The following is a 21610-nucleotide window of genomic DNA, read 5'->3' on the forward strand; positions in this document are numbered from 1 at the left end:
CGACTAGCGGTACCGGCCTAAACAAGGATTGCACAACGACAGGGTCGGCGCGCCAGCGATTTTCTTTTGCCCTCCGCTGCGCTCCGGGCGGGTGCGCGGCGTCCCGATTCTTCCCTCCTCCGCTCCTCCGCTTCGCTCCCCCGCTCCGTCAGTCCAGAATCGGGACGCCGCGAACCACCACAGTTCTTCTCCTTATGCAGAAAAGTCCGGCCCCGCCCATTCTTGGGCGGGGCCGGACTTTGTGGAATTGCGTTCGAAATCAGGCGCGCTGGCTCGAAATGGAGACGACCTCACCCGTCAGGTAGGTGGTGTAGTCGCTGGCGAGCATGGCGATGGTGGCGGCCACCTCCCACGGCTCGGCGGCGCGGCCGAACGCCTCACCGGCGGCCAGGCGGTCGAGCAGGTCGCCCGAGGTGACCTTGTCCAGGAAAGCGTGGCGGGCGATGGACGGGGCCACCGCGTTGATGCGCACGCCGTACTCGGCGGCCTCGACGGCCGAGCAGCGGGTCAGCGCCATCACGCCCGCCTTGGCGGCGGCGTAGTGGGCCTGGCCGTGCTGGGCGCGCCAGCCGAGCACCGAGGCGTTGTTCACGACGACGCCGCCGTGGCCCGCCTCGCGGAAGTACTTCAGCACCGCGCGGGTGGCGCGGAAGGTTCCGTTGAGGGTGATGTCGAGGACCTTGTCCCACTGCTCGTCGGTCATGTCGACGACCGGGACCTCGCCACCCAGACCGGCGTTGTTGACCATGACGTCGATGCGGCCGAACGCGGCCACAGCGCCGGCGATCAGGGCGTCGACCTGCTCGGTGGAGCTGACGTCGCACGGCACCGAAGCGACTCGGCGATCCGGGAACTCGGCCTGCAGGGCCTCCTCGGTCTCCTTCAGGCGACGCTCGTGCCAGTCGGAGACGACCACGTCCGCGCCCTCGGAGAGCAGGCGGCGCGCGGTGGCCGAACCGATGCCGGTGCCCGCGGCGGCGGTCACGACCGCGATCTTGCCCGCGAGCAGGTTGTGGCCGGGGGTGATTTCGGGGGCGGTGGACAGATCCGTCACGGTCGAGCCTCTCGGGGAAGTCCGAGCACGCGCTCGGAGATGATATTGCGCTGCACTTCGTTCGAACCGCCGTAGATGGTGTCCGCGCGAGTGAAGAGGAACATGCGCTGCCAGGCGTTCAGGTCATCGCCCTCGCCGTCGGCGATCAGGCCGGGCGCGCCGAGCACGTCCATGGCCAGCTCGCCGAGGTCGCGGTGCCAGTTGGCCCACAGCAGCTTGGTGACCGACGCCTGGCCGGCCGCGGTGCGAGCGTCCACCGACGCGCCGTCATGGCCGGACTCGAGGGTGCGCAGCACGTGGGCGCGCAGCACCCGCAGACCGACCCACGCCTTGTCCAGGCGATCGGCGATGACCGGGTTGTCGATGGCCCCGTTCTCCTTGGCCACGGCCTCCAGATCGGCAAGCTCCCGCGCGTAGCGGATCTGCTGGCCTACCGTGGAGATGCCGCGCTCGAAGGTGAGCGTGCCCATGGCGACCTTCCAGCCGTCGCCGGGCTGCCCGACCACCAGATCGGCGGCGGTGCGGGCGTTCTCGAAGAAGACCTCGTTGAATTCCGCGGTCCCGGTGAGCTGGATGATCGGCCGCACCTCGACGCCCGGCTGCTTCATGGGCACGAGCAGATAGGACAGGCCGTGATGGCGGGTCGAGCCCTTCTCGGTGCGGGCGACCACGAAGCACCAGTCCGACAGATGCGCCAGCGAGGTCCAGACCTTCTGACCGTTGATGACCCACTCGTCGCCCTCGAGCTGGGCGGAGGTGGTGACGGCGGCCAGGTCCGAACCCGCGCCCGGCTCCGAGTAGCCCTGGCACCACAGTTCGGTGACATTGCGGATACCGGGCAGGAAGCGCTGCTTCTGCTCCTCGGTGCCGAAGGCCAGAACGGTCGGGCCGAGCAGTTCCTCACCCAGGTGCGAGACCCGGGCCGGGGCGTCGGCCTTGGCGTATTCCTCGTGGAAGATGACCTGCTGGCGCAGGGTGGCGTCGCGGCCGCCCCATTCCTTGGGCCAGCCCAGGCAGGTCAGCCCGGCGGCGGCGAGGGCGCGGTCCCATTCGAGCCGCTCCTCGAAAGCCTCGTGCTCGCGCCCGGGACCACCCAGACCGCGCAGCTCGCGGAACTGGCCGTTCAGGTTCTCGGCCAGCCATTCCCGCACCTCGGTACGGAATTCGGCATCCTCGCGGGGCTCAGTCCCGCTGGCCGGTTCGGGGGTCTGGATCATGCTCACGTCGGTAGAGTAACCTACCAAGCACTTGCTTTGTTAGACCCATTCCCGGACAGCGAGGAAGCTCAGTGACATCTCCTCCGCAGACCACACCGCTCGCTCTGCACGCGGCGGCGCACGCCTACGGTGACGCGCCCGCCGTGGCCGACGGTGCCGTGCGACTGAGCTGGTCGCAACTGCTGGACTCGGTCCGTGAGACCGCCCGTGCGCTCATGGCCCGCGGCATCGAACGCGGCGATCGCATCGGCATCTGGGCGCCCAACACCCACCACTGGGTGACCGCGGTGCTGGCCACCCATTACGTGGGCGCGACCATCGTGCCGCTGAACACGCGGTACGTGGCCGACGAGGCGGCGGACACGCTGTCGCGGGTGCACGCCAAGGCGCTGTTCATCGCCGGCGATTTCCTCGGCCGCGACCGGCTGGCCGAATTGCGGGCGCACGCACCGGAACTGGGCATCGAGACCATCGTCGTGATTCCGGTCGAGGGCGAGGCGCCGGTGGAGAACGCCATCGCCTGGTCCGATCTGGGCAAGGTGGCCGAGACCGTGAGCCTCGACGAGGTCGTCGCGCGCGCGGAATCGGTATCGCCGGAAGATCTTTCCGACATCCTGTTCACCTCGGGCACCACCGGGCGCAGCAAGGGCGCGCTCATCGCGCACGGTCAGCTGCTGGCCAGCGCCCGGGCCTGGGCCGACTGCGCCACCCTGAACAGCGACGACCGCTACCTGGTGGTGCCGCCGTTCTTCCACAGCTTCGGCTACAAGGCGGGCATCATCACCTGCCTGGCCACCGGCGCGACCATCGTGCCGCAGGCGGTGTTCGACGTACCCGAGACCATGCGCTTGATCGCCGCCGAGCGCATCACCGTGCTCACCGGCCCGCCGACCATTCACCAGACCATCCTCGATCACCCCCAGCGGGATGCGGCGGATCTGTCCAGCCTGCGCGTCGCGGTCACCGGTGCGGCCACCGTGCCGGTCGTGCTCATCGAAAGACTGCGCTCGGAGCTGACTTTCGACGTGGTGCTGACCGCCTACGGCCAGACCGAGTCCGGCGGCTTCGGCACCATGTGCCGGCCCGAGGACTCCAGCGAGACCATCGCCAACACCTGCGGCCGCACCATCGACGGCTTCGAGATGAAGCTGGCCGACAACGGCGAACTGCTGCTGCGCAGCAGTCAGGTGATGCGCGGTTACCTCGACGACCCGCAGGCCACCGCCGCCACCATCGACCCGGACGGCTGGCTGCACACCGGCGATGTCGCGGTGATCGACGAGCGCGGGTACATGAAGGTCACCGACCGGCTCAAGGACATGTACATCTCCGGCGGCTTCAATGTGTATCCCGCCGAGGTGGAGCAGGCCATGGCCCGCATCGAGGGCGTCGCCGAGACCGCGGTCATCGGTGTGCCCGACGAGCGCATGGGCGAGGTCGGCAAGGTGTACGTGGTCCGGCGGGCCGGCTCGGAGCTGACCGCCGAAGACGTGATCGCGAAGGCCAAGACCATGCTGGCCAACTTCAAGGTGCCGCGGTTCGTGGAATTCCGCGACGCGCTGCCGTACAACGCCGCAGGCAAGGTGCTGAAGCGCAACCTACGTGATGAGGAGACCGCGTGATCGAGTCCAGCCCGGAGGCGGTAGCGCAGCGTAACCACGCAGGGCGCTCGATCACGCATAAGGAGGCAGTGTGAGCCAGGAATTGGGGCCCATCCCCGATGAGGGCGAAGTCGTCCTCTACGAGAAGCGCGGCCCGATCGCGGTCGTCACGCTGAACCGGCCGGATTTCCGCAACGCGCAGAACTCGGTCATGACCTACGCGCTCGACGCCGCCTTCACCAGGGCCGTCGAGGACGCCGAGGTCAAGGTGATCGTCCTGGCCGGGGCCGGAAAGCACTTCAGCGCCGGGCACGACATCGGCACGCAGGGCCGCGACCACCACATCTCCTACGAGAACCAGGCCGTCATGTGGTGGGACCACGTGGACCGGCCGGGCGGCGACCAGCGCTTCGCGCGCGAGTCCGAGGTGTACCTGGGCATGTGCCGGCGCTGGCGGGAGATCCCCAAGCCGACCATCGCCATGGTGCAGGGCGCGTGCATCGCGGGCGCGCTCATGCTGGCGTGGGCCTGCGACATGATCGTGGCCGCCGAGGACGCGTTCTTCTCCGATCCGGTGGTGCGCATGGGCATTCCGGGCGTCGAGTACTTCGCGCACCCGTGGGTGCTGGGTCCGCGCCGCGCCAAGGAGGTGCTGTTCACCGGTGAGCGCTTCACCGCGGCACAGGCTTACGAGTGGGGCATGCTGAATCGCGTTGTCCCGCGCGAGGAGCTGGAGGCGCAGACCTTCGCGCTCGCCGAGAAGATCGCGGAGATGCCGCAGTTCGGGCTGGCGCTCACCAAGAAGGCAGTCAACCAGTGCGAGGACCTGATGGGGATGCGCGCGGGCATGGACTCCGTGTTCGGGCTGCATCACTTCGCGCACGCGCACAACGCCGAGGTCGGCACGGGCTCTCTGGGCGGTATGGACGCCAAGTCCATGAAGGCTGCCGCTGCCACGGCGAGCCGTGAATCCAGCACCATCAACGACGGGGCAAAGTAAGTGGATCTCGAATTCGACAGCAAGACCGAGGAATTCCGCGCCGAGGTGCGCGACTTCCTGGCGGCCAACAAGCCCGCCGCTCCCCTGCCGTCCATGGACACCAAGGCCGGTTTCGAACTGCACCGCGAGTGGGAGGCCAAGCTGGCCGACGCCCGCCTGTCGTGTGTGGCCTGGCCCGCCGAGTACGGCGGCCGCGACGCCTCGCTGACCGAATGGGTCATCTTCGAGGAGGAGTACTACGCCGCGGGCGCGCCCGGTCGCGTCTCGCAGAACGGCATCTTCCTGCTCGCGCCGACCCTGTTCGAGCACGGTTCGCCCGAGCAGCTGGCCCGCATCCTGCCGAGAATGGCGCGCGCGGACGACATCTGGGCGCAGGCCTGGTCCGAGCCGGAGGCCGGTTCCGATCTGGCCGGTATCCGCTCCACCGCCAAGCGCACCGAGGGCGGCTGGCTGCTCAACGGCCAGAAGACCTGGAGCTCGCGGGCCTCGTTCGCGGACTGGGGTTTCGGCCTGTTCCGCAGCGACCCGGAGGCGCAGCGCCACAAGGGCCTCACCTACCTGATGTTCCCGCTCACCGCGGAAGGCATCACGGTGCGGCCGATTCCGCAGCTGGACGGCGAGCCGGGCTTCGCGGAGATCTTCCTGGACAACGTGTTCGTGCCGGATCAGGACGTGATCGGCGAGGCGAACAACGGCTGGAAGGTCGCCATGGCGACCTCGAGCAACGAGCGTGGTCTGTCGCTGCGCGCGCCGGGCCGGTTCAACGCCACCGCCCGCAAGCTGGTCGAGCTGTGGAAGGACTCGGCCGCCGAGTCCGACACCGCCGCCGCCGACCGCGTGGTCGACGCGTGGGTGGGCGCGGAGGCGTACCGCCTCAACACCTGGGCCACCGTGACCCGCCTGGCCGATGGCGGCCAGCTGGGCGCCGAGTCCTCGGTGAACAAGGTGTTCTGGTCGGATCTGGACATCGCCATGCACGAGACCGCGCTCGATCTGCACGGCGCGGCCGCGGAGCAGGAGTCGGCCTGGACCGACGGCTACCTGTTCTCGCTGGCGGGCCCGATCTACGCCGGCACCAACGAGATCCAGCGCAACATCATCGCCGAACGCCTGCTCGGCCTGCCGCGATAGCCACAGGGAGGACGACGACATGCGATTCGCATTGACCGCAGAACAGAACGACTTCGCCGCCAGCCTGCGCAAGATGGGCGAGGCCGCCAAGACTCCCGGCCTGGTCCGGGCGTGGGGCGAGGGCGAGGCCGCCGCCGGGCGCGCGCTGATCGGCCAGCTGGCCGAGGCGGGCGCGCTGGGGCTGACCATTTCCGAGGACAACGGCGGCTTCGGCGCGGGCCCGGTCGAGATGATCGTGGCCTTCACCGAGATCGGCCGGGCCGCCGTGCCGGGACCGCTGGTGGAGACCGCCGCCGCGATTCCCGCACTGCTGCAGGCGCTTCCGGACTCGGCGCTCGCCGCCGAGCGGCTGCCGGAGCTGGCCGAGGGCGCGAAGCTGGGCACCCTCGCGATGACCGCCTCCGCGGGTGCCAACGCGGGCCGCTCCGCCGGTGCCGCCACCGCGCTGGACGCCGACATCGCCGACCTGGTGCTGATCGCCGAGGGCGACCGCATCGCGCTCGGCACCGCCGGTGACCTGGTGACCTCGGTGGACGCCGCGCGCCGCCTCTTCACCGTGACCGCGGGCGAGACCCTCGCGGAGGGCGAAGGCGTTTCCGCCGCAATCGATCTCGCCTTCGACACCGCCGCCCTGGCCGCCGCCGCGCAGCTGCTCGGCGCGGGCCGGGCCATGCTGGACACCAGCGTCGAGTACGTGAAGCAGCGCCAGCAGTTCGGCACCCCGATCGGTCGCAACCAGGCCATCAAGCACCACCTGGCCAATGCCCACATCGGCCTGGAGATGGCGCTGCCGCTGCTCTACCGCGCCGCGCTGACCCTGGAGTCGGGCGCGGACGCCGAGACCCGGGGCCGCGACATCTCCGCCGCCAAGCTGGCCTGCGGCGAGGCCGCGTACCAGACCGCGCGCATCGCGCTGCAGGTGCACGGCGCGATCGGCTACACCGCCGAATGCGATCTGTCGCTGTGGCTGACCAAGGTCACCGCCCTGCGTTCGACCTGGGGCACCCCCGCGCATCACCGCGCCCGCATCGCCGCGGCGCTCCGGGCCGGGAACGTCGCATGAGCACCCCGGTGGCCGGCGCCACGCTCGACACCCCGTGCGCGGGTGGGGCACACACCCCGCTCGTCGCCCGGTGCGTCCGCTCGCTCATGGCCGCTGCCGCCGGTGCGGACCGGCCCGGCCACCGGACCTCTGACTCGAATCACTTCTACCCCTTGGGAGCGCAGGCATGAGCCTCACTGCCGAACAGCAGGAACTCGTCACCACCGTGCGCGCGGTGCTGACCAAGCACGGTGACAGCGCGGCCATGCGGCGCGGGCTGGAGACCGATCTCGGCTATGACGAACAGCTGTGGAAGCTGCTGTGCGAGCAGGTCGGCGTCGCGGCCCTGGCCATTCCGGAGGAGTTCGGCGGCATCGGGGTCGGCCTGGTCGAATCCCTGCTGGTGGTCGAGGAACTCGGCCGCACGCTGTCCGCGCCCCCGATGCTCGGTTCTGCCGTGCTGGGTGTGCAGGCGCTGCTGCTGACCGGGAACGCCGAGGCCGGCGAGCGGCTGCTGCCGGAGGTCGCCGAGGGCGCGCGGACGCTGGCCCTGTGCTGGGCGGCGGCGAGCGGCTGGGACGCCTTCGGGGTCGGGTCGACCGGTGAAACCCTCTCGGGCTCCGCGCATTACGTGCTCGACGGCGCGTTCGCCGACACCCTGCTGGTGCTCACCGCCGACGGCCTGTTCGAGGTCGCGGGCGACGCGGCGGGCGTCACCCGCACCGCCGTGGTCACCCAGGACCCGACCCGCAAGCTGGCGCGCATCGACTTCGACTCCGTGGCGGCGACCCCGCTGGGGCAGCTCGATGTCACCCGCCTGCGTGAGATCGCCTGGGCCGCAATGGTGGCCGAGCAGATCGGCGCGGCCGAGCAGTGCCTCGACATGACCGTCGAGTACTCGAAGTCGCGCGTGCAGTTCGGCCGCCCGATCGGCAGCTTCCAGGCCCTCAAGCACCGCATGGCCGACATGTACGTGCTGGTGGAGTCGGCCCGTTCGCTGGGCTACCTGGCGATCGCCGGTCTCGCGAAGGGCGCGGTGGAGCCGATCGACATCCAGGCCGCTCGCCTGCACGCCATCGACACCTTCAACTCGGTGGTCTCGGAGACCGTCCAGATGCACGGCGGCATCGCCATCACCTGGGAACACGACGCGCACCTGTTCTTCAAGCGCGCGCACGCCGACGCCCAGCTCTTCGGCACCCCGGCCCGCCCCCTGGCCCGCCCGGCCTAGCGCGACACCTTCGCGGAAACGGCCCGTACGCAGTTCGCTGCGTACGGGCCGCTTCGTGTTGTGCCCCATCTCACCCGTCCAAATATCGTTAGCCTATGTAACTAGATAGTTAGCTTATGTAACAATTGAGGGCGCGGCCGTTCTCGACAACGGCGCCGATCGGACGGCCGCCCTCTCGCAACTCGAACGAAAGTAGCTGCGACTCACCATCATTCACAGATGAGGACTTCCCAGTGACCACCAGCGCCCCGATCACCCGACCGGCCTTTCCCGCGGCCGTCGCCGCCGACAATGCCGCCGTAGCGAAGCCCGAGCAGCCCAAATCCGTGTGGGCGGTCGCCTTCGCCTCGGTCATCGCCTTCATGGGCATCGGCCTGGTGGACCCGATCCTGAAGCCGATCGGCGAGCAACTGCATGCCTCGCCCTCTCAGGTGACGCTGCTGTTCACCAGCTACATGCTGGTCACAGGCGTGGCCATGCTGATCACCAGCGTGGTCTCCAGCCGCTTCGGGGCCAAGAAGACCCTGCTCGCCGGCCTGGCCATCATCATCGTCTTCGCCGCTCTCGCGGGCAGCTCGAGCACCGTCGGGCAGATCGTCGGCTTCCGCGCCGGGTGGGGTCTGGGCAATGCGCTGTTCATCGCCACCGCCCTGGCCACCATCGTGGGCGCGGCTACCGGCGGCGTCGCCCGCGCCATCATCCTCTACGAGGCGGCCCTGGGCATCGGCATCGCCTCCGGCCCGCTGCTGGGCGGTTTCCTCGGGCACTTCACATGGCGCGCACCGTTCTTCGGCGTCTCGGCCCTGATGGCCGTCGCCTTCATCGCCCTGGTGGTGCTGCTGCCCGAATCACCGAAGCCCGCGAAACCGGCCTCCCTGGCCGCACCGTTCAAGGCCCTCGCCTACCCGGGTCTGCTGCTGGTGAGCATCACCGCGCTGCTGTACAACTACGGCTTCTTCACGCTGCTCGCCTACGCCCCGTTCCCATTGGACATGGGCACGTACGCGATCGGCTTCATCTTCTTCGGCTGGGGCCTGCTGCTCGCCCTGTCCTCGGTGTTCGTCGCCCCGAAGTTGCAGCGCGCCTTCGGAACCGTGCCGATGATCGCCCTCGCGCTGGCCCTTTTCGCCGCCGATCTCGCGGTCATGGCGATCTTCACCGAGCACAAGCCGGTCCTCATCGTCGGTACCGTCCTGGCGGGCCTGTTCCTGGGCGTCAACAACACCCTGATCACCGAGGCGGTCATGGAGGCCGCGCCGGTCGAGCGCCCCACCGCCTCCGCCGCCTACAGCTTCGTCCGCTTCGCCGGCGGCGCGGCCGCCCCGTACCTGGCGGGCAAGCTCGGCGAGCACCAAGCATCGCTCCCCTTCTGGGTCGGCGCGGCCTGCACCGCCGCCGCGGTCGCGGTGCTCGTCTCCGGCCGAAAGCTCTTGTCCCACATCGATGATCACGTCCCGGCCGCGCACACCCCGGCCGAGGCCCAGGCGATCACACTCGGCGACGACTGATCGCCCGCCGTTCGCGGACCGCACCCACAAGGTGCGGTCCGCGTTCGATCGCACCCCGTACGATCCCGCTCATGAACCAACCGATGCCGCCGCAGCAGCCCTACCAGCAGCAGTACCCGCAGCAGGGGCCCGGCCAGCAGCCGTATCCCCCGCAGGGCCAGGCCCCCTACCCGCAGCAGGGCCAGCCGCAGCAGCCTCCGGCCCCGCAGTTCCCGATCCTGGTGTCCACCATGAACGATGTGCCCGGCCAGGAGATCGTCCAGGTGATCGGCGAGGTCGCGGGCCTGACCGTCCGCAGCCGCGGCCTGGGCGCGAATTTCGCCGCGGGGTTCCGTGCCCTCGGCGGCGGAGAAATCCATGAATACACGCAGCTCCTCTACCAATCTCGACACGAGGCGATCATGCGGATGTGCCAACATGCAATCGCCTTTGGCGCCAACGCAGTGATAGCAATGCGGTTCGACTGCAATGAGATTGCCAATACCATGAGCGAGGTTGCGGCCTACGGCACTGCCGTCATCATCAAGCCGAAACAATAGCCATCGCGTGCTGGCAGTATCCGGAGTCGTGAGGGCTACCCGCGGCTCCGGTTGACATCGTCATTGGCAACGACGTAGCGGTACTGCGACCGCGTGTCGATCGCTTGCGGAGGGGGGTCGGATCGATCCGCCACCTAGCACGGAACGATCGATCCAGCTCTGCGAGGACCTGCCCCTTGGCAAGATTCCGCAGGCCGCTCTCGTCCTCGGAACGTCCGAGAATATTGCGAGCGGCGTTGATATCTGCTTGGAGCGTCTTCCCACAGAAGCGACACACGAATCGCTTCTGCGAAGTCCTGTTTCTCTTGTCCACAAAGCCACAGCCAGAGCAGCAACGAGATGTGTGTGCCGGATTGACCGCGGTGACACTGAGCCCATGCGTCTCGACGAGTGACTCGAGCTTGGTCCTCACCACCGCCCTGCCTGCACGTCGAACAACCCGGTTGAGCCGCGACGAGAGGCCGCCGATCCCGAAGTCGAGCTCTTCCACCACCAGTTCCCGAATGTTCCTGCGCGCCAGTCGGTTGAGCACCCGGCGCACCTCATTGCGGACATACTCACGGATCCGGCGGTTCAATCGGATAAACCGCCGTGATTCGCGCGGCCGGATTCCCTGACGCTGCGGCCTGGCCATCAGATCGTTCAACTCCTGGTCACGCAAGCAGAGCCAGCCGTAGAGCCTTCGACCGATCAGATCCCCATCACTGGTTGTGAATATGTTCTTCAGTCCCCAGTCCAAGCCGACCGAAGCACCTTGATTGCGTCCCCGCGCAGGCACAGACTCCTTGACCAAGGCGAAAGACACTTCTCCTGTCAGACTCACGCTGACCTGACAGAAATTGCGTACCCGTCCCGGGGCACTCGAGAAGTAGTCATAGCCTTGTAGCGGGATGTTCACGGGCTTGCCTTTGCGGAGGGTGGACACCTTCAACCAGTAATCCGCGCGCAGGCTGCGCGAGACCGACACTCCCGCGATCGGCCCATCCATCGACATAGTGCGCACTCGGGAGAGGTTGGGAAAGGGATGCTTCCGCAGCCAGCCGTCGGCCAGCTCTGCCGATCTGCGAATCGCCGCATCCGACACGACAACTCCCCGATTGGCATCAAGTAGACCGTCCCGCGCCCACCAGGCCATATAGGCATTGATTCGGTACAGGTCCTCGCGGATCACATCATCCTCGAGATCCAGACTCCGGATCACCTCTCGCAGTCCGGCTTTCGCCTTCCCCCGCCACGACGCCAGGGCGCCGTTGACTTGGTTGACGACCGATCTCCACTGACGCTGAGAAAGATACGACGGCAACGACTTCGTTTCCGGCACCGTCAGCCAACCCAGTTGCGAATCCCCCGCCTTCAGCTTGCGGACCTGCATGTATTGCACGTGCACCAGCCCTCGCTGCCACCACGGCAGCATTGCCGCCACAGCGTCGACCTTGCCCCGATTGGCGGTGGTCGGCAGTCGAAAGGCACGCATCATGCCCATGAACACAGCCACTGGCTCGAATGCCAGTTCGAAATCTATCGGTAGGAGTCTGGAATCGCCCGGTTCATCACGAGCCTCGGTGCGTCACATGCAATTTCGTCAGTGGTGGAGCACATCGACCTCGCGGACCGGCTTCTTGCGGCCGAATGTGGCGCGCAGGGGGTAGATCGCCATGACCGCCAGGAGGCTGACGGTGGAGGCGATGAGCTGGTTGCGTTGGTCGGGGTTGCGGGCCATGGCGACGAAGACGGCGAACAGGGCGATGATCACGGCCCAGCTGATGTAGGGGTAGCCCCACATGCGGTAGGTGAGGGCGGAGGGGTCCTCGCGGCGGAGGCGGGCGCGTAGGCGGAGCTGGGAGAACATGATCGCCACGTAGACGAAGGCCAGCACCACGCCGATGGAGTTCACCAGGAAGGTGAAGACCTTGTCCGGGGAGACGAAGGAGGCGATGACCGCACCCCAGGCGGCGATGGTGCCGAGCAGGACGGCCCGGGCGGGGACGCCGCGCTTGTTGAGTTTCACCAGGGCGGCGGGGGCGTCGCCGTCGCGGGTGAGGACGTAGAGCATGCGGGAGGAGACGTAGATGGCCGAGTTCAGCACCGACAGCACCGCGGTCAGGATGACGACCTGCATGATGGTGCCGGCCGCGGGGATGCCGATGTGCTCGAGGGCGCTGACGAAGGGGCTCTTCAGCACCTTGGCGTCGTTCCACGGCAGGATCGTGACCACCAGGAAGATCGAGGCCACGTAGAACAGGCCCACCCGCCACAGCACGCTGTTGGTGGCCCGGGTGACCGCCTTGGCCGGTTCCTTGGTCTCGGCGGCCGCGACGGTGACGATCTCGGTGCCGCCGAAGGCGAACATCACCACCACGATTGCCGAGAAGATGCCGGTGACCCCGTTGGGTGCGAAACCGCCATGGCCGGTGAGGTTCCCGAATCCGGGCTGCGACCCGGGCCAGAGCCCGAAGATCCAGGCCAGCCCGACCGCCAGGAAGCCGACGATGGCCACCACCTTGATGGAGGCGAACCAGAACTCGAACTCACCGAACGACTTCACCGACAGCAGGTTGACGGCGGTCATGATGATCAGCAGTCCGGCCGAGAGCACCCACTGGTCCAGGTCGACCCAGGTGCCGAGGATGGCCGCCCCGGCCACCGCCTCGGCACCGACCAGGATGACGTAGAGGTACCAGTACAGCCAGCCGACGGTGAATCCGGCGAACGGGCCCATGGCCAGGCGCGCGTACTCCCCCATCGATCCCGCGACCGGGCGGGCGACCACCATTTCACCGAGGGCGCGCAGCACGGCCAGCACCACCAGCCCGGCGGCCGCGTAGGACAGCACGGCGGCGGGCCCGGCGGTCTGGATGACCGATCCGCTGCCCACGAACAGGCCCGCGCCGATCGCGCCGCCGATGCCGATCATGGTCATGTGACGGCGTCGGAGCCCGGTGCGCAGCCCCTGCGGCTCGGGTGGCGTGGCGTCGGAGCCCACTGTGAGCGTGCCGTCCGGCCCCGTCACGCGCATCTCGACCGGTTCCGACATCTGACCGCCACCTTCTTGTGTTGCCCATAAATTGCCAGACCACCCTATCGGGCCTGGTCAGCCGGGGAAAATCGCCTCCGGAACCGGGCCGGACACGCACCGGCCCACTTCCCGAATCCGCTTCGCCGCCAGCCGCTTCCATGGCGGGCGTACCGTCGGAAGGTATGACCGAGACTCAGCGCGGCCGAGTACGCGTCGAACCGAGCGCCAAGCGAGTACGCGCCTACCTCGGCGGCCACCTGGCCGCGGACACCGTCACTCCGACGCTGGTGTGGGAGTCCCCGCACTACCCCACCTACTACCTGCCGGTCGCCGACCTGCGGGCCAAGCTGGAACCCAATGGCAAGACCCGCCCGTCCCCCAGCCGCGGCACCGGCACCGAGTTCGATGTGGTGACCGACGGCGTCGTGGCGGCCGGCGCGGCCGTCCGGCACCTCGATTCCCCGCTCCCGGAATTGCGTGACCTGGTGAAACTGGATTTCCATGCGATGACGGAATGGTTCGAGGAGGACGAACCGATCTACGTGCACCCGCGTGACCCCTACACCCGGGTGGATATCCTCGGCAGTTCCCGGCACGTGCGGGTGGAACTGAACGGCCAGGTGCTGGCCGATTCGCACGGCCCGCGCATCCTGTTCGAGACCGGACTGCCGGCCCGCTACTACGTGCCGCTCACCGATGTCCGGATGGACCTGCTGACACCGTCCGATACCGAGACGCACTGCCCGTACAAGGGCACCGCCGAATACTGGTCGGTCCGGCTCGGTGAGGAGGAGTTCCCGGACCTGGTCTGGATCTACCGCACCCCGCTGCCGGAGAGTCAGAAGATCGCCGGGCTCGCCTGCTTCTACAACGAGAAGGTCGACCTGTGGATCGACGGCGAACTCCAGGCCCGCCCGAAGACCCCGTTCAGCTGAGACCCTCAGTCCGCCAGGATCTCCGACACCAACCGGGGTAGCGCGACACCGATCGGGTCGCGCACGATCTCGGCGGCGTACTCGTCGTACGGGGTCGGCTCCGCGTTCACCACGACCAGGTCCGCGCCCGCGTCCACGGCCACCGCGCACATCGAGGCCGCGGGCTCGACCTGGAGCGTACTGCCCACGGCCAGAAAGATCTCCGCGGTCTCCGCGATCTGCACGGCCGCGCGGATAGCATCCGAATCCAGGTGCTGCCCGAACATGATGGTGGCCGCCTTGAGAATCCCGCCGCACCGCGGGCAGGCGGGATCCGGTTCCCCGGCCGCGACCCGCTCCAGCGTGGCCGCCATGGAATCGGTGAATTCGCAGTCTATGCAGACGACTTCGAACATATTGCCGTGGATCTCCACGACCGTGTCCGAGCCGGCCCGTTGATGCAGCCGGTCGATGTTCTGTGTGATGATCCCGACCTGCCGCTCCGCCGCCAGCCTGGCGAGCGCGCGATGGGCGTCGTTCGGGGTGGCCGTCCAGGCCGGATTGTCGCGGCGGGCCAGCCAGGCCCGTACCCGCAATTCCGGATCGGCCACATAGTTCTGATAGGTGGAGAGCAGTTCCGCGATCGGATCCTCGGTCCAGACTCCGCGCGGCCCACGGAAATCCGGAATCCCGGAATCGGTGGAGATGCCCGCGCCCGTCAGTACCCCGATCGGTCCCTTGCGTGCACGCCAGTCCGTCACGCCTGCCAGCCTAGGCCGTCGCACCACCCTTCCGCCTCCGGATTCACCGGCCGTTCAGCAGCGCGACCGCCTCACACCGCGATGACCGACAGCTGATCCTCCGCGCGCCGGTACTGCCCGGGGGCCAGCCCGTATTCGCGTTTGAACGCCTTGGCGAAGGCGAATTCGCTCTGGTAGCCGACCTTTCGGGCGACACCGGCCAGCGGGGTGTCGGTCTCGCGCAGCAGCCGGGCGGCGGTGAGCATGCGCCAGCGGGTGAGGTAGGACAGCGGCGGCTCCCCGACGGTGGCGAGGAACCGCCGGGCCAGGGTGGCTCGACTGACGCCGGCGACCGCGCCGAGTTCCGGCACGGTCCACGCCTTCTCGGGCGCGGCGTGGATGGCCCGCAGCGCATCCGCCACCGCGGGATCCTGGAACACCCCGGCCCAGCCGGTCGAGTCGGCCCGCTCGTCGAACCAGGCGCGCAGCAGGAACAGCAGCAGCGTGTCGAGCAGCGCGGGAATGACGGCATCTGTTCCGGGCCGGGGTTCGGCGATCTCACCGGCGAGCAGATCGACAGCGGACCGCAGCGCCGGATGCCGGCCGGGACGCGCCGGCAGGTGGATGAACTCGGGCAGGTCCTCCAGCAGCGGGTGACTGCGCTGCCTACCGAGTTCGTAAGCGCCGCAGACCAATACGGTGCGGGCTCCGGGACCCGCGATCTCGCGCGGTTCGCCGGGGGCGGCGACCTCGCCGATCGGCGTGCCCAGCGCGTCGACCAGATCGTGGTTCTCCCCGCGCGGCATGAACAGCACGTCGCCCGCGCCCATCGCGATCGGTTCCCCGTCCGGCGGCAGCACCCAGCACGAACCTTGCAGCATCACATGGAATCCAGCGCCCGGCACCTTCGGATAGCGCCGACCCCACGGCGCGTGGCGGATGAACAGCCCGCTGGCGGGGTTCCCGGTCCGAATGGCGGCGATGGTTTCGCTCAGGATGTCCACGTCTTCACCATACCGATCATTGGATGAGCGTTTTGGACATTCAGATGAGCAATGTAACCATTCAGATACTCATAGAGCGCCGATAACTTCGAAAGCATGACGAACAGCGAAACACCGCGGAAGCACCCGATTGTCGCCCTCTACGGCGCCACCGGCCACACCGGCGGGCACATCCTCGCCGAACTGCGCCGCCGCGGCCTCACCCCGATCCTGGTGGGCCGCAACGCCGAACGACTGCGCGCCGCCGCCGACGCCGCCGGACTGCCCGCAGCCGAGATCCGGATCGCCGACCTGAACGATCACGCCGCCCTGGTCGCCGCGTTCACCGGCGCGGACGTGGTGATCAGCAGCCTGGTCGCCTTCGTCGATCTCGGCGGCGCGGTGCTGACCGCCGCGATCGAAGCGGGCGCGCACTACACCGACACCTCCGGCGAGCAGCGATTCCTGCGCCGGGTGCTGGACGAGTACGGGCCGCGGGCCGAACAGGCCGGGGTGACGGTGATCTCCGGCGTCACCGACAACAATCTGACCGCCGACCTGCTGGCCCATCTGACCGTGCCCCGGCTGGCGGGCCCCGTCGACGTGGTGGTCACCCATCGCAGCCGCAGCGGTGGCGACGGCTCCAGGGGCAGCGCGAAAACCGTCCTGGCCAACCTGGATTGGTTCCGCGACGGCGGCTGGCACTACGAGGCCGGCGCGCTGCGCACCGGCCCGGCCACGCGGTATCGGGAACTGACCTTCCCGGGCGAGCCGGCCCCCATCGCGGTGACCAAATCCCCGCAGTCGGCGGTGCTCACCATTCCGCGCCACTCCGACGTGTCCTACGCGGCGGGCGCGATCGAACTCGCGTATCACGCGAACCTGAGCGGATTCACCAGCGAGGCACTCGATCTCATCCCGGAGACCCCCGATTCGGACCTGCGGTACGACGTGATCGTCGACGCCTTCGGCCGGGACGGGGTCCGGGCGCGGGCCGTGGTCAGCGGCGGCGATTCCTACCGGGATTCCGCACTGCTCACGGTGGAGGTGGCCGTCCGGCTCGCCGCGGGCGGCGTCCGCGCGGGCGCCCTGGCCCCCGCCGAGGCGTTCGACGCCGCCGACTTCCTGGATTCGCTCGCGCCGCACGGCATCACGTGGTCGGTCGAAATACAGTGAACCGATGAGCGACGACCGTCCGAAACTGGCCGTGGAATTGGATCTTCAGCCGCATCCCGAGGGTGGCTGGTATCGCGAAACCTGGCGCAGCCCGATGGAATTCACGCCGGAGGACTATCCGGGGCCGCGGGCGAGTGGCACCGCGATCTACTTCCTGCTGCTGCCGGGTGAGAAGTCCGCGCCGCACACGGTGGCCTCGGACGAGATCTGGTTCTGGCATCGGGGTGGTCCCCTGCTGCTGAACATCGGGGGTGAGGAGATCGTCCTCGGACCCGATGTCGAGCAGGGGCAGCGCCCCCAGGCGGTGGTTCCCGGCGGGATCAGCCAGGCCGCCCGTCCAGCGGGAGACGACTACGCGCTGGTGAGTTGCGTCGTCTCCCCCGGATTCGACTTCGAAGACTTCCGACTCGACTGAGCCTCAGTCGTCGACCCCGAGAATCCCTTCCGCGACCGCGTGGTCGATGGTCTTCTCGAGGTTCGGGCACGAGTCCGGCTTCCCGGTGGTGGGACCGGACTCGGCCAGCTTGCGGAAGACGGGGCAGGTGGCGGCCGGATCGGTCGTCCACTGCACCGTCTTCTGGTTGTGGCTGTGCTTGCGCACCTGCACCTGGGTGCCGCAGGTCTGACACGCGATCGGCGTCAGCCCGGACTCCATGTAGTGCTCTTTGTCGACGACCGTCTGGGCGCGCACCTGCGCTCGCTGTTCCGGCCGGTCCGCGAAATCGGGTGCCTTCGCCCAGGTGGTCATCAGGCGTTCGCCTCCTGCGCGGCGGCCGCTTCGGCCTCCGCCTTCTTGCGCAGGTTCTCCTCGACCTCGAGACCCCACTGCTCATTGGCCTTGGAGGTGTCGATCTCGAATTCGAAGCGCTGCGTCATCTTCGGGTCGATGTCGGCGACGTCGACATAGAACTGCTCGTACCAGCGGCGCAGCTGGTACACCGGGCCGTCTTCCTCGGTCAGCAGCGGGTTGTCGATCTTGGACTTGTGCTTCCAGATCTCGACGTCCTGCAGGAAGCCCTCGGACACGCCCTCGGTCATCTTGGCGGCGAACTTCTCCGCCTGCTCCTCGGGCAGCCCCTTCGGCTTCTCCAGCGACACACCCCATTGCAGCACGAACGAGTCCTGCGAGACCGGGTAGTGGCAGTTGATGAGGACCGTCTTGACCTCGAAGCCGCTGTAGATGTTGAGCAGCGGGTTGATCATGTAGGACGGGCCGAAGTACGACGCCTCGGACTTGAGCAGCACATCGATGCCGTTCTCCGCGGCCTTGCCGACGTCCGGACGGCCCTTGGTCTCGAGGTACTGGGTGGCGACGTGGCCTTCGAGGACGTTCTTGAAGTACGTCGGGAAGGCGTAGTGGATATAGAAGAAGTGCGCCATATCCACGACGTTGTCGATGATCTCGCGGCAGTTGGAGCCCTCGATCAGCAGCGAGTGCCAGGTCCAGTCGGTCCAGCCGTCGTTGCGGGTTTCCGACGGGGTGCCGTCGGCGTTGGTGTACGGACCCTCGACGTAGGGGATGGTCACCTCGTCGGTGGGCGGGTTGCCCTCGTGGTCGTGCCAGACATACAGCTGGCCGTTGCGCTCGAGCGTGGTCCACGCGCGGGTGCGGGCCAGCGGGGGCACGCGCCGGGCATACGGGATGCCGGTGCACTTGCCGTTGCCGCCCCAGCGCCAGTCGTGGAACGGGCACGCGATGGAGTCGCCCTTGACCTCACCCATGGAGAGGTCGCCGCCGAGATGACGGCAGTAGGAGTCCAGGACCTTCAGTTCACCCTGGCTGTTCATGAAAACGACCAGCTTGGTGCCGAAAATATTGACCGAGTGCGGCTTGCCGTCCCGGAAGTCCTTGGCCAGGCCTACACAGTGCCAGCCCCGGGCGAAACGGGTGGGCGCGGAGCCCACGTCGATCTCGCGGACCTTCCCGCGGGGCCCTTGGGGGGTTGTCGCCATTTCCTGATCCTCCTATGGATGTACTAGAACACGTTACAAAATCGGCTGGCCGTTTGCCAGCGATAGGACCAACTACCTGGATGGGGGCTCTCTGAGCTGGGCGTGAACCGCGTTCTCGACAGGAATAGGAACGTGTTCTACTCTCAGGGGCAAACGAAGACCGCTTCCGGTACCAGCACCAGGCAGGAGCAACTGGCGAGATGACGCAAGAAGTAGTTGAGCGGGTCGAGGCGCTGCTGCCCACCCTGCGTGAGCGCGCCCAGGAGACCGAGGATCTGCGCCGCCTTCCGGACCAGACCGTCAAGGATCTGCAGGCGACCGGCTTCTTCAAGCTCGTGCAGCCCAAGCAGTGGGGCGGCTACGCCTGCGACCCGGTGATCTTCTATGACCAGGTCCGCAAGCTGGCCAGCGCCTGCGGTTCCACCGGCTGGTGTGCCGGCATCCTCGGCATCCACAACTGGCACCTGGCGCTGTTCGACCAGAAGGCCCAGGAAGAGGTCTGGGGCAACGACACCGAGGTCCGGATCTCCTCCTCCTACGCCCCGATGGGCGCGGGTGTTGTGACCGAGGACGGCTCGGGCTACATCGTCAACGGTTCGTGGGCCTGGTCCTCGGGTTCCGATCACGCCGACTGGGTCTTCGTCGGCGGTCCGGTCATCAAGAACGGCAAGCCGGTCGACTTCGGCTCGTTCCTGATCCCCCGCAGCGAGTACGTCGTCAACGATGTGTGGCACGTCGTGGGCCTGCGCGGCACCGGCTCCAACACCGTCGTGGTCAAGGACGTTTTCGTTCCCAAGCACCGTTTCCTCAGCATGCGGACCATGGGCGAACTGAAATCGCCTGGCCTGGAGCAGAATACCGATCCGCTGTACAAGATGCCGTGGGGCAGCATCCATCCCGCGACCATCACCGCGCCGATCATCGGCATGGGCTACGGCGCCTACGAGGCCCACGTCGAGCACCAGGGCAAGCGCGTGCGCGCCGCCTTCGCCGGCGAGAACGCCAAGGACGACCCGTTCGCCAAGGTCCGGATCGCCGAGGCCGCCAGTGACATCGACGCCGCCTGGCGTCAGCTCTCGGGCAATATCGCCGACGAGTACGCGTGCATCGTCGCGGGCAAGGACGTCCCGTTCGAGATGCGTGCCGCCGCCCGCCGCGACCAGGTGCGCGCCACCGGCCGCGTGATCGCCTCCGTCGACCGCCTCTTCGAGGCCGCCGGCGCCACCGCGCTGGTGGAAGGCACTCCGCTGCAGCGCTTCTGGCGTGACGCCCACGCCGGCCGCGTGCACGCCTCGCAGGATCCCGAGCGCGCCTACGTCATGTACGGCACCCACGCGTTCGGCCTGCCGGTCACCGACGGAATGGTGTAATCCGTGACCGCCGTAGAGGAAATCACCTACGAGTCCACCTCGCGCTTCGCGCAGGTGCGGCCGGACCTGAAGCTGCACTACCACGAGGCGGGCGTCGGCAACGGCCCCACCATCGTGCTGCTGCACGGCGGCGGTCCGGGCGCGAGCTCCTGGTCGAACTTCGCCAAGAACATTCCGGTGCTGGCCAAGGACTTCCACGTCCTGGCCGTCGACCAGCCCGGCTTCGGGCAGTCCGACAAGCCGACCGAGCACCCGCAGTACTTCGTGCACTCGTCCTCGGCGCTCAAGGACCTGCTCGACACCCTCGGCATCACCGATCGCGTTCACCTGCTGGGCAATTCGCTCGGCGGCGGCGCGGCCACCCGCTTCGCGCTGGACTACCCGGACCGCGCCGGCAAGCTGGTGCTGATGGGCCCGGGCGGCCTGTCCACCAATCTGTTCGCGCCGGACCCCACCGAGGGCGTGAAGCTGCTGTCCAAGTTCAACTTCGAACCCACGAAGGAGAACCTGGAGGCGTTCCTGCGGATCATGGTCTTCGACCAGTCGCTGATCACGCCGGAACTCGTCGAGGAGCGTTTCGCCTCGGCCTCGCAGCCGGAATCCCTGGCCGCCACCCGCGCCATGGGCAAGTCCTTCGCGGGCGCCGACTTCGCCAAGGGCATGATCTGGCGGGACGCGTTCAAGCTGCGTCAGCCGGTGCTGATGATCTGGGGCCGCGAGGACCGCGTGAACCCGATCGACGGCGCGCTCGTGGCCCTGAAGATGGTGCCGCGTGTGCAGCTGCACGTGTTCGGCGGTTGCGGGCACTGGGCTCAGCTCGAGAAGTTCGACGAGTTCAACCGCCTGGCAACCGACTTCCTGCTCGGCGTCAAGGAGAAGTGACCATGAGTATCAAGGCACTCGGGTACATGCGCATCGAGGCCACCGACATGGCGGCCTGGCGCGAGTACGGCCTCAAGGTGCTCGGCATGATGGAGGGCAGCGGGCTCAACCCCGACGCGCTCTACCTGCGCATGGACGACTTCGCCGCGCGTCTGGTCATCGTGCCCGGCGAGCAGGACCGCCTGCTGGTCTCCGGCTGGGAGGTCACCGACGCCAAGGGCCTGCAGGAGCTGCGCGAGAGCCTGGCCAAGGC

20 protein-coding genes and 1 pseudogene are annotated in these 21610 nt (G+C 68.0%); 13 read left to right on the top strand and 8 right to left on the bottom strand.

The window, feature by feature from the left end; translation table 11 throughout:
* Positions 1 to 259 precede the first annotated feature (259 nt).
* Both ABZ412_RS21020 and ABZ412_RS21025 read right to left on the bottom strand, forming a co-directional pair.
* Positions 260 to 1054, bottom strand: coding sequence for an SDR family oxidoreductase (locus ABZ412_RS21020; RefSeq protein ID WP_213558297.1), 795 nt, complete (start codon positions 1052 to 1054; stop codon positions 260 to 262).
* Complete coding sequence (locus ABZ412_RS21025) at positions 1051 to 2271, bottom strand: acyl-CoA dehydrogenase family protein (protein ID WP_357089968.1); 1221 nt, start codon at positions 2269 to 2271, stop codon at positions 1051 to 1053. Before ABZ412_RS21025 ends, ABZ412_RS21020 begins: the two co-directional genes overlap by 4 nt.
* 71 nt (positions 2272 to 2342) lie before the next feature.
* On the opposite strand from ABZ412_RS21025, the gene ABZ412_RS21030 reads away from it, so the two are divergent.
* The 7 genes from ABZ412_RS21030 to ABZ412_RS21060 all read left to right on the top strand — a co-directional run bounded on the left by ABZ412_RS21030 (position 2343) and on the right by ABZ412_RS21060 (position 10323).
* Positions 2343 to 3893 carry a FadD3 family acyl-CoA ligase gene (locus ABZ412_RS21030; RefSeq protein ID WP_357282786.1) on the top strand — a complete coding sequence of 517 codons (1551 nt, stop codon included), beginning with the start codon at positions 2343 to 2345 and terminating at the stop codon, positions 3891 to 3893.
* A 70-nt stretch (positions 3894 to 3963) separates the two neighbouring features.
* On the top strand, positions 3964 to 4872 hold the full coding sequence (locus ABZ412_RS21035) for an enoyl-CoA hydratase (RefSeq protein ID WP_357282787.1): 909 nt from the start codon (positions 3964 to 3966) through the stop codon (positions 4870 to 4872).
* Positions 4873 to 6003 carry an acyl-CoA dehydrogenase family protein gene (locus ABZ412_RS21040; protein ID WP_357282790.1) on the top strand — a complete coding sequence of 377 codons (1131 nt, stop codon included), beginning with the start codon at positions 4873 to 4875 and terminating at the stop codon, positions 6001 to 6003. It abuts the gene before it with no gap.
* A 19-nt stretch (positions 6004 to 6022) separates the two neighbouring features.
* A complete protein-coding gene (locus ABZ412_RS21045) occupies positions 6023 to 7066 on the top strand; it encodes an acyl-CoA dehydrogenase family protein (protein ID WP_357282791.1) in 1044 nt (347 codons plus the stop codon).
* Between the two features lie 166 nt (positions 7067 to 7232).
* Complete coding sequence (locus ABZ412_RS21050; RefSeq protein WP_357282793.1) at positions 7233 to 8276, top strand: acyl-CoA dehydrogenase family protein; 1044 nt, start codon at positions 7233 to 7235, stop codon at positions 8274 to 8276.
* Positions 8277 to 8602: 326 nt separating this feature from the next.
* Positions 8603 to 9784: an MFS transporter gene (locus ABZ412_RS21055; protein WP_357282832.1), complete on the top strand. Its 1182-nt coding sequence runs from the start codon at positions 8603 to 8605 to the stop codon at positions 9782 to 9784.
* 215 nt (positions 9785 to 9999) lie between these two features.
* Positions 10000 to 10323 (top strand): heavy metal-binding domain-containing protein, encoded by a 324-nt coding sequence (locus ABZ412_RS21060; RefSeq protein WP_357282834.1) that lies wholly within the window; start codon positions 10000 to 10002, stop codon positions 10321 to 10323.
* Here ABZ412_RS21060 and ABZ412_RS21065 read toward each other — a convergent pair.
* Together ABZ412_RS21065 and ABZ412_RS21070 are read right to left on the bottom strand one after the other, a co-directional pair.
* Entirely contained in the window at positions 10307 to 11818 is a 1512-nt protein-coding gene (locus tag ABZ412_RS21065) for a transposase (RefSeq protein WP_357282795.1), read from the bottom strand. The genes ABZ412_RS21060 and ABZ412_RS21065 overlap by 17 nt on opposite strands.
* A gap of 87 nt (positions 11819 to 11905) precedes the next feature.
* Positions 11906 to 13357 (bottom strand): amino acid permease, encoded by a 1452-nt coding sequence (locus tag ABZ412_RS21070; protein ID WP_357282796.1) that lies wholly within the window; start codon positions 13355 to 13357, stop codon positions 11906 to 11908.
* A 164-nt stretch (positions 13358 to 13521) separates the two neighbouring features.
* Here ABZ412_RS21070 and ABZ412_RS21075 point away from each other — a divergent pair, with 164 nt between their 5' ends.
* Entirely contained in the window at positions 13522 to 14274 is a 753-nt protein-coding gene (locus ABZ412_RS21075) for a DUF427 domain-containing protein (protein WP_357282798.1), read from the top strand.
* Between the two features lie 5 nt (positions 14275 to 14279).
* Here ABZ412_RS21075 and ABZ412_RS21080 read toward each other — a convergent pair whose 3' ends face one another.
* Positions 14280 to 15014, bottom strand: a complete 735-nt coding sequence (locus ABZ412_RS21080) for a Sir2 family NAD-dependent protein deacetylase (protein ID WP_357282799.1) — start codon at positions 15012 to 15014, stop codon at positions 14280 to 14282.
* Between the two features lie 71 nt (positions 15015 to 15085).
* Entirely contained in the window at positions 15086 to 15997 is a 912-nt protein-coding gene (locus tag ABZ412_RS21085; RefSeq protein ID WP_357282801.1) for an AraC family transcriptional regulator, read from the bottom strand.
* Between the two features lie 96 nt (positions 15998 to 16093).
* Between ABZ412_RS21085 and ABZ412_RS21090 the strand changes: the two genes are divergently transcribed.
* On the top strand, positions 16094 to 17152 hold the full coding sequence (locus ABZ412_RS21090) for a saccharopine dehydrogenase NADP-binding domain-containing protein (RefSeq protein WP_357282802.1): 1059 nt from the start codon (positions 16094 to 16096) through the stop codon (positions 17150 to 17152).
* 4 nt (positions 17153 to 17156) lie between these two features.
* Positions 17157 to 17567 (top strand): cupin domain-containing protein, encoded by a 411-nt coding sequence (locus ABZ412_RS21095; protein ID WP_357282804.1) that lies wholly within the window; start codon positions 17157 to 17159, stop codon positions 17565 to 17567.
* Between the two features lie 3 nt (positions 17568 to 17570).
* Here ABZ412_RS21095 and ABZ412_RS21100 read toward each other — a convergent pair whose 3' ends face one another.
* Together ABZ412_RS21100 and ABZ412_RS21105 are read right to left on the bottom strand one after the other, a co-directional pair.
* Complete coding sequence (locus ABZ412_RS21100; RefSeq protein WP_357282806.1) at positions 17571 to 17900, bottom strand: hypothetical protein; 330 nt, start codon at positions 17898 to 17900, stop codon at positions 17571 to 17573.
* On the bottom strand, positions 17900 to 19105 hold the full coding sequence (locus ABZ412_RS21105; protein ID WP_357282807.1) for a Rieske 2Fe-2S domain-containing protein: 1206 nt from the start codon (positions 19103 to 19105) through the stop codon (positions 17900 to 17902). The genes ABZ412_RS21100 and ABZ412_RS21105 overlap by 1 nt, the downstream gene beginning before the upstream one ends.
* Before the next feature lie 200 nt (positions 19106 to 19305).
* Between ABZ412_RS21105 and hsaA the strand changes: the two genes are divergently transcribed.
* The 3 genes and pseudogenes from hsaA to ABZ412_RS21120 all read left to right on the top strand — a co-directional run.
* Positions 19306 to 20475 (top strand): 3-hydroxy-9,10-secoandrosta-1,3,5(10)-triene-9,17-dione monooxygenase oxygenase subunit, encoded by a 1170-nt coding sequence (gene hsaA, locus ABZ412_RS21110; protein ID WP_357282809.1) that lies wholly within the window; start codon positions 19306 to 19308, stop codon positions 20473 to 20475.
* Between the two features lie 3 nt (positions 20476 to 20478).
* A complete protein-coding gene (gene hsaD, locus ABZ412_RS21115) occupies positions 20479 to 21357 on the top strand; it encodes a 4,5:9,10-diseco-3-hydroxy-5,9,17-trioxoandrosta-1(10),2-diene-4-oate hydrolase (RefSeq protein WP_357089847.1) in 879 nt (292 codons plus the stop codon).
* A 2-nt stretch (positions 21358 to 21359) separates the two neighbouring features.
* A pseudogene (locus ABZ412_RS21120) lies at positions 21360 to 21610 on the top strand (2,3-dihydroxybiphenyl 1,2-dioxygenase); the annotation flags it as partial.

It is taken from the genome of Nocardia sp. NPDC005746, from assembly GCF_040630785.1.
In the GTDB taxonomy this organism is placed as follows: Bacteria; Actinomycetota; Actinomycetes; order Mycobacteriales; family Mycobacteriaceae; genus Nocardia.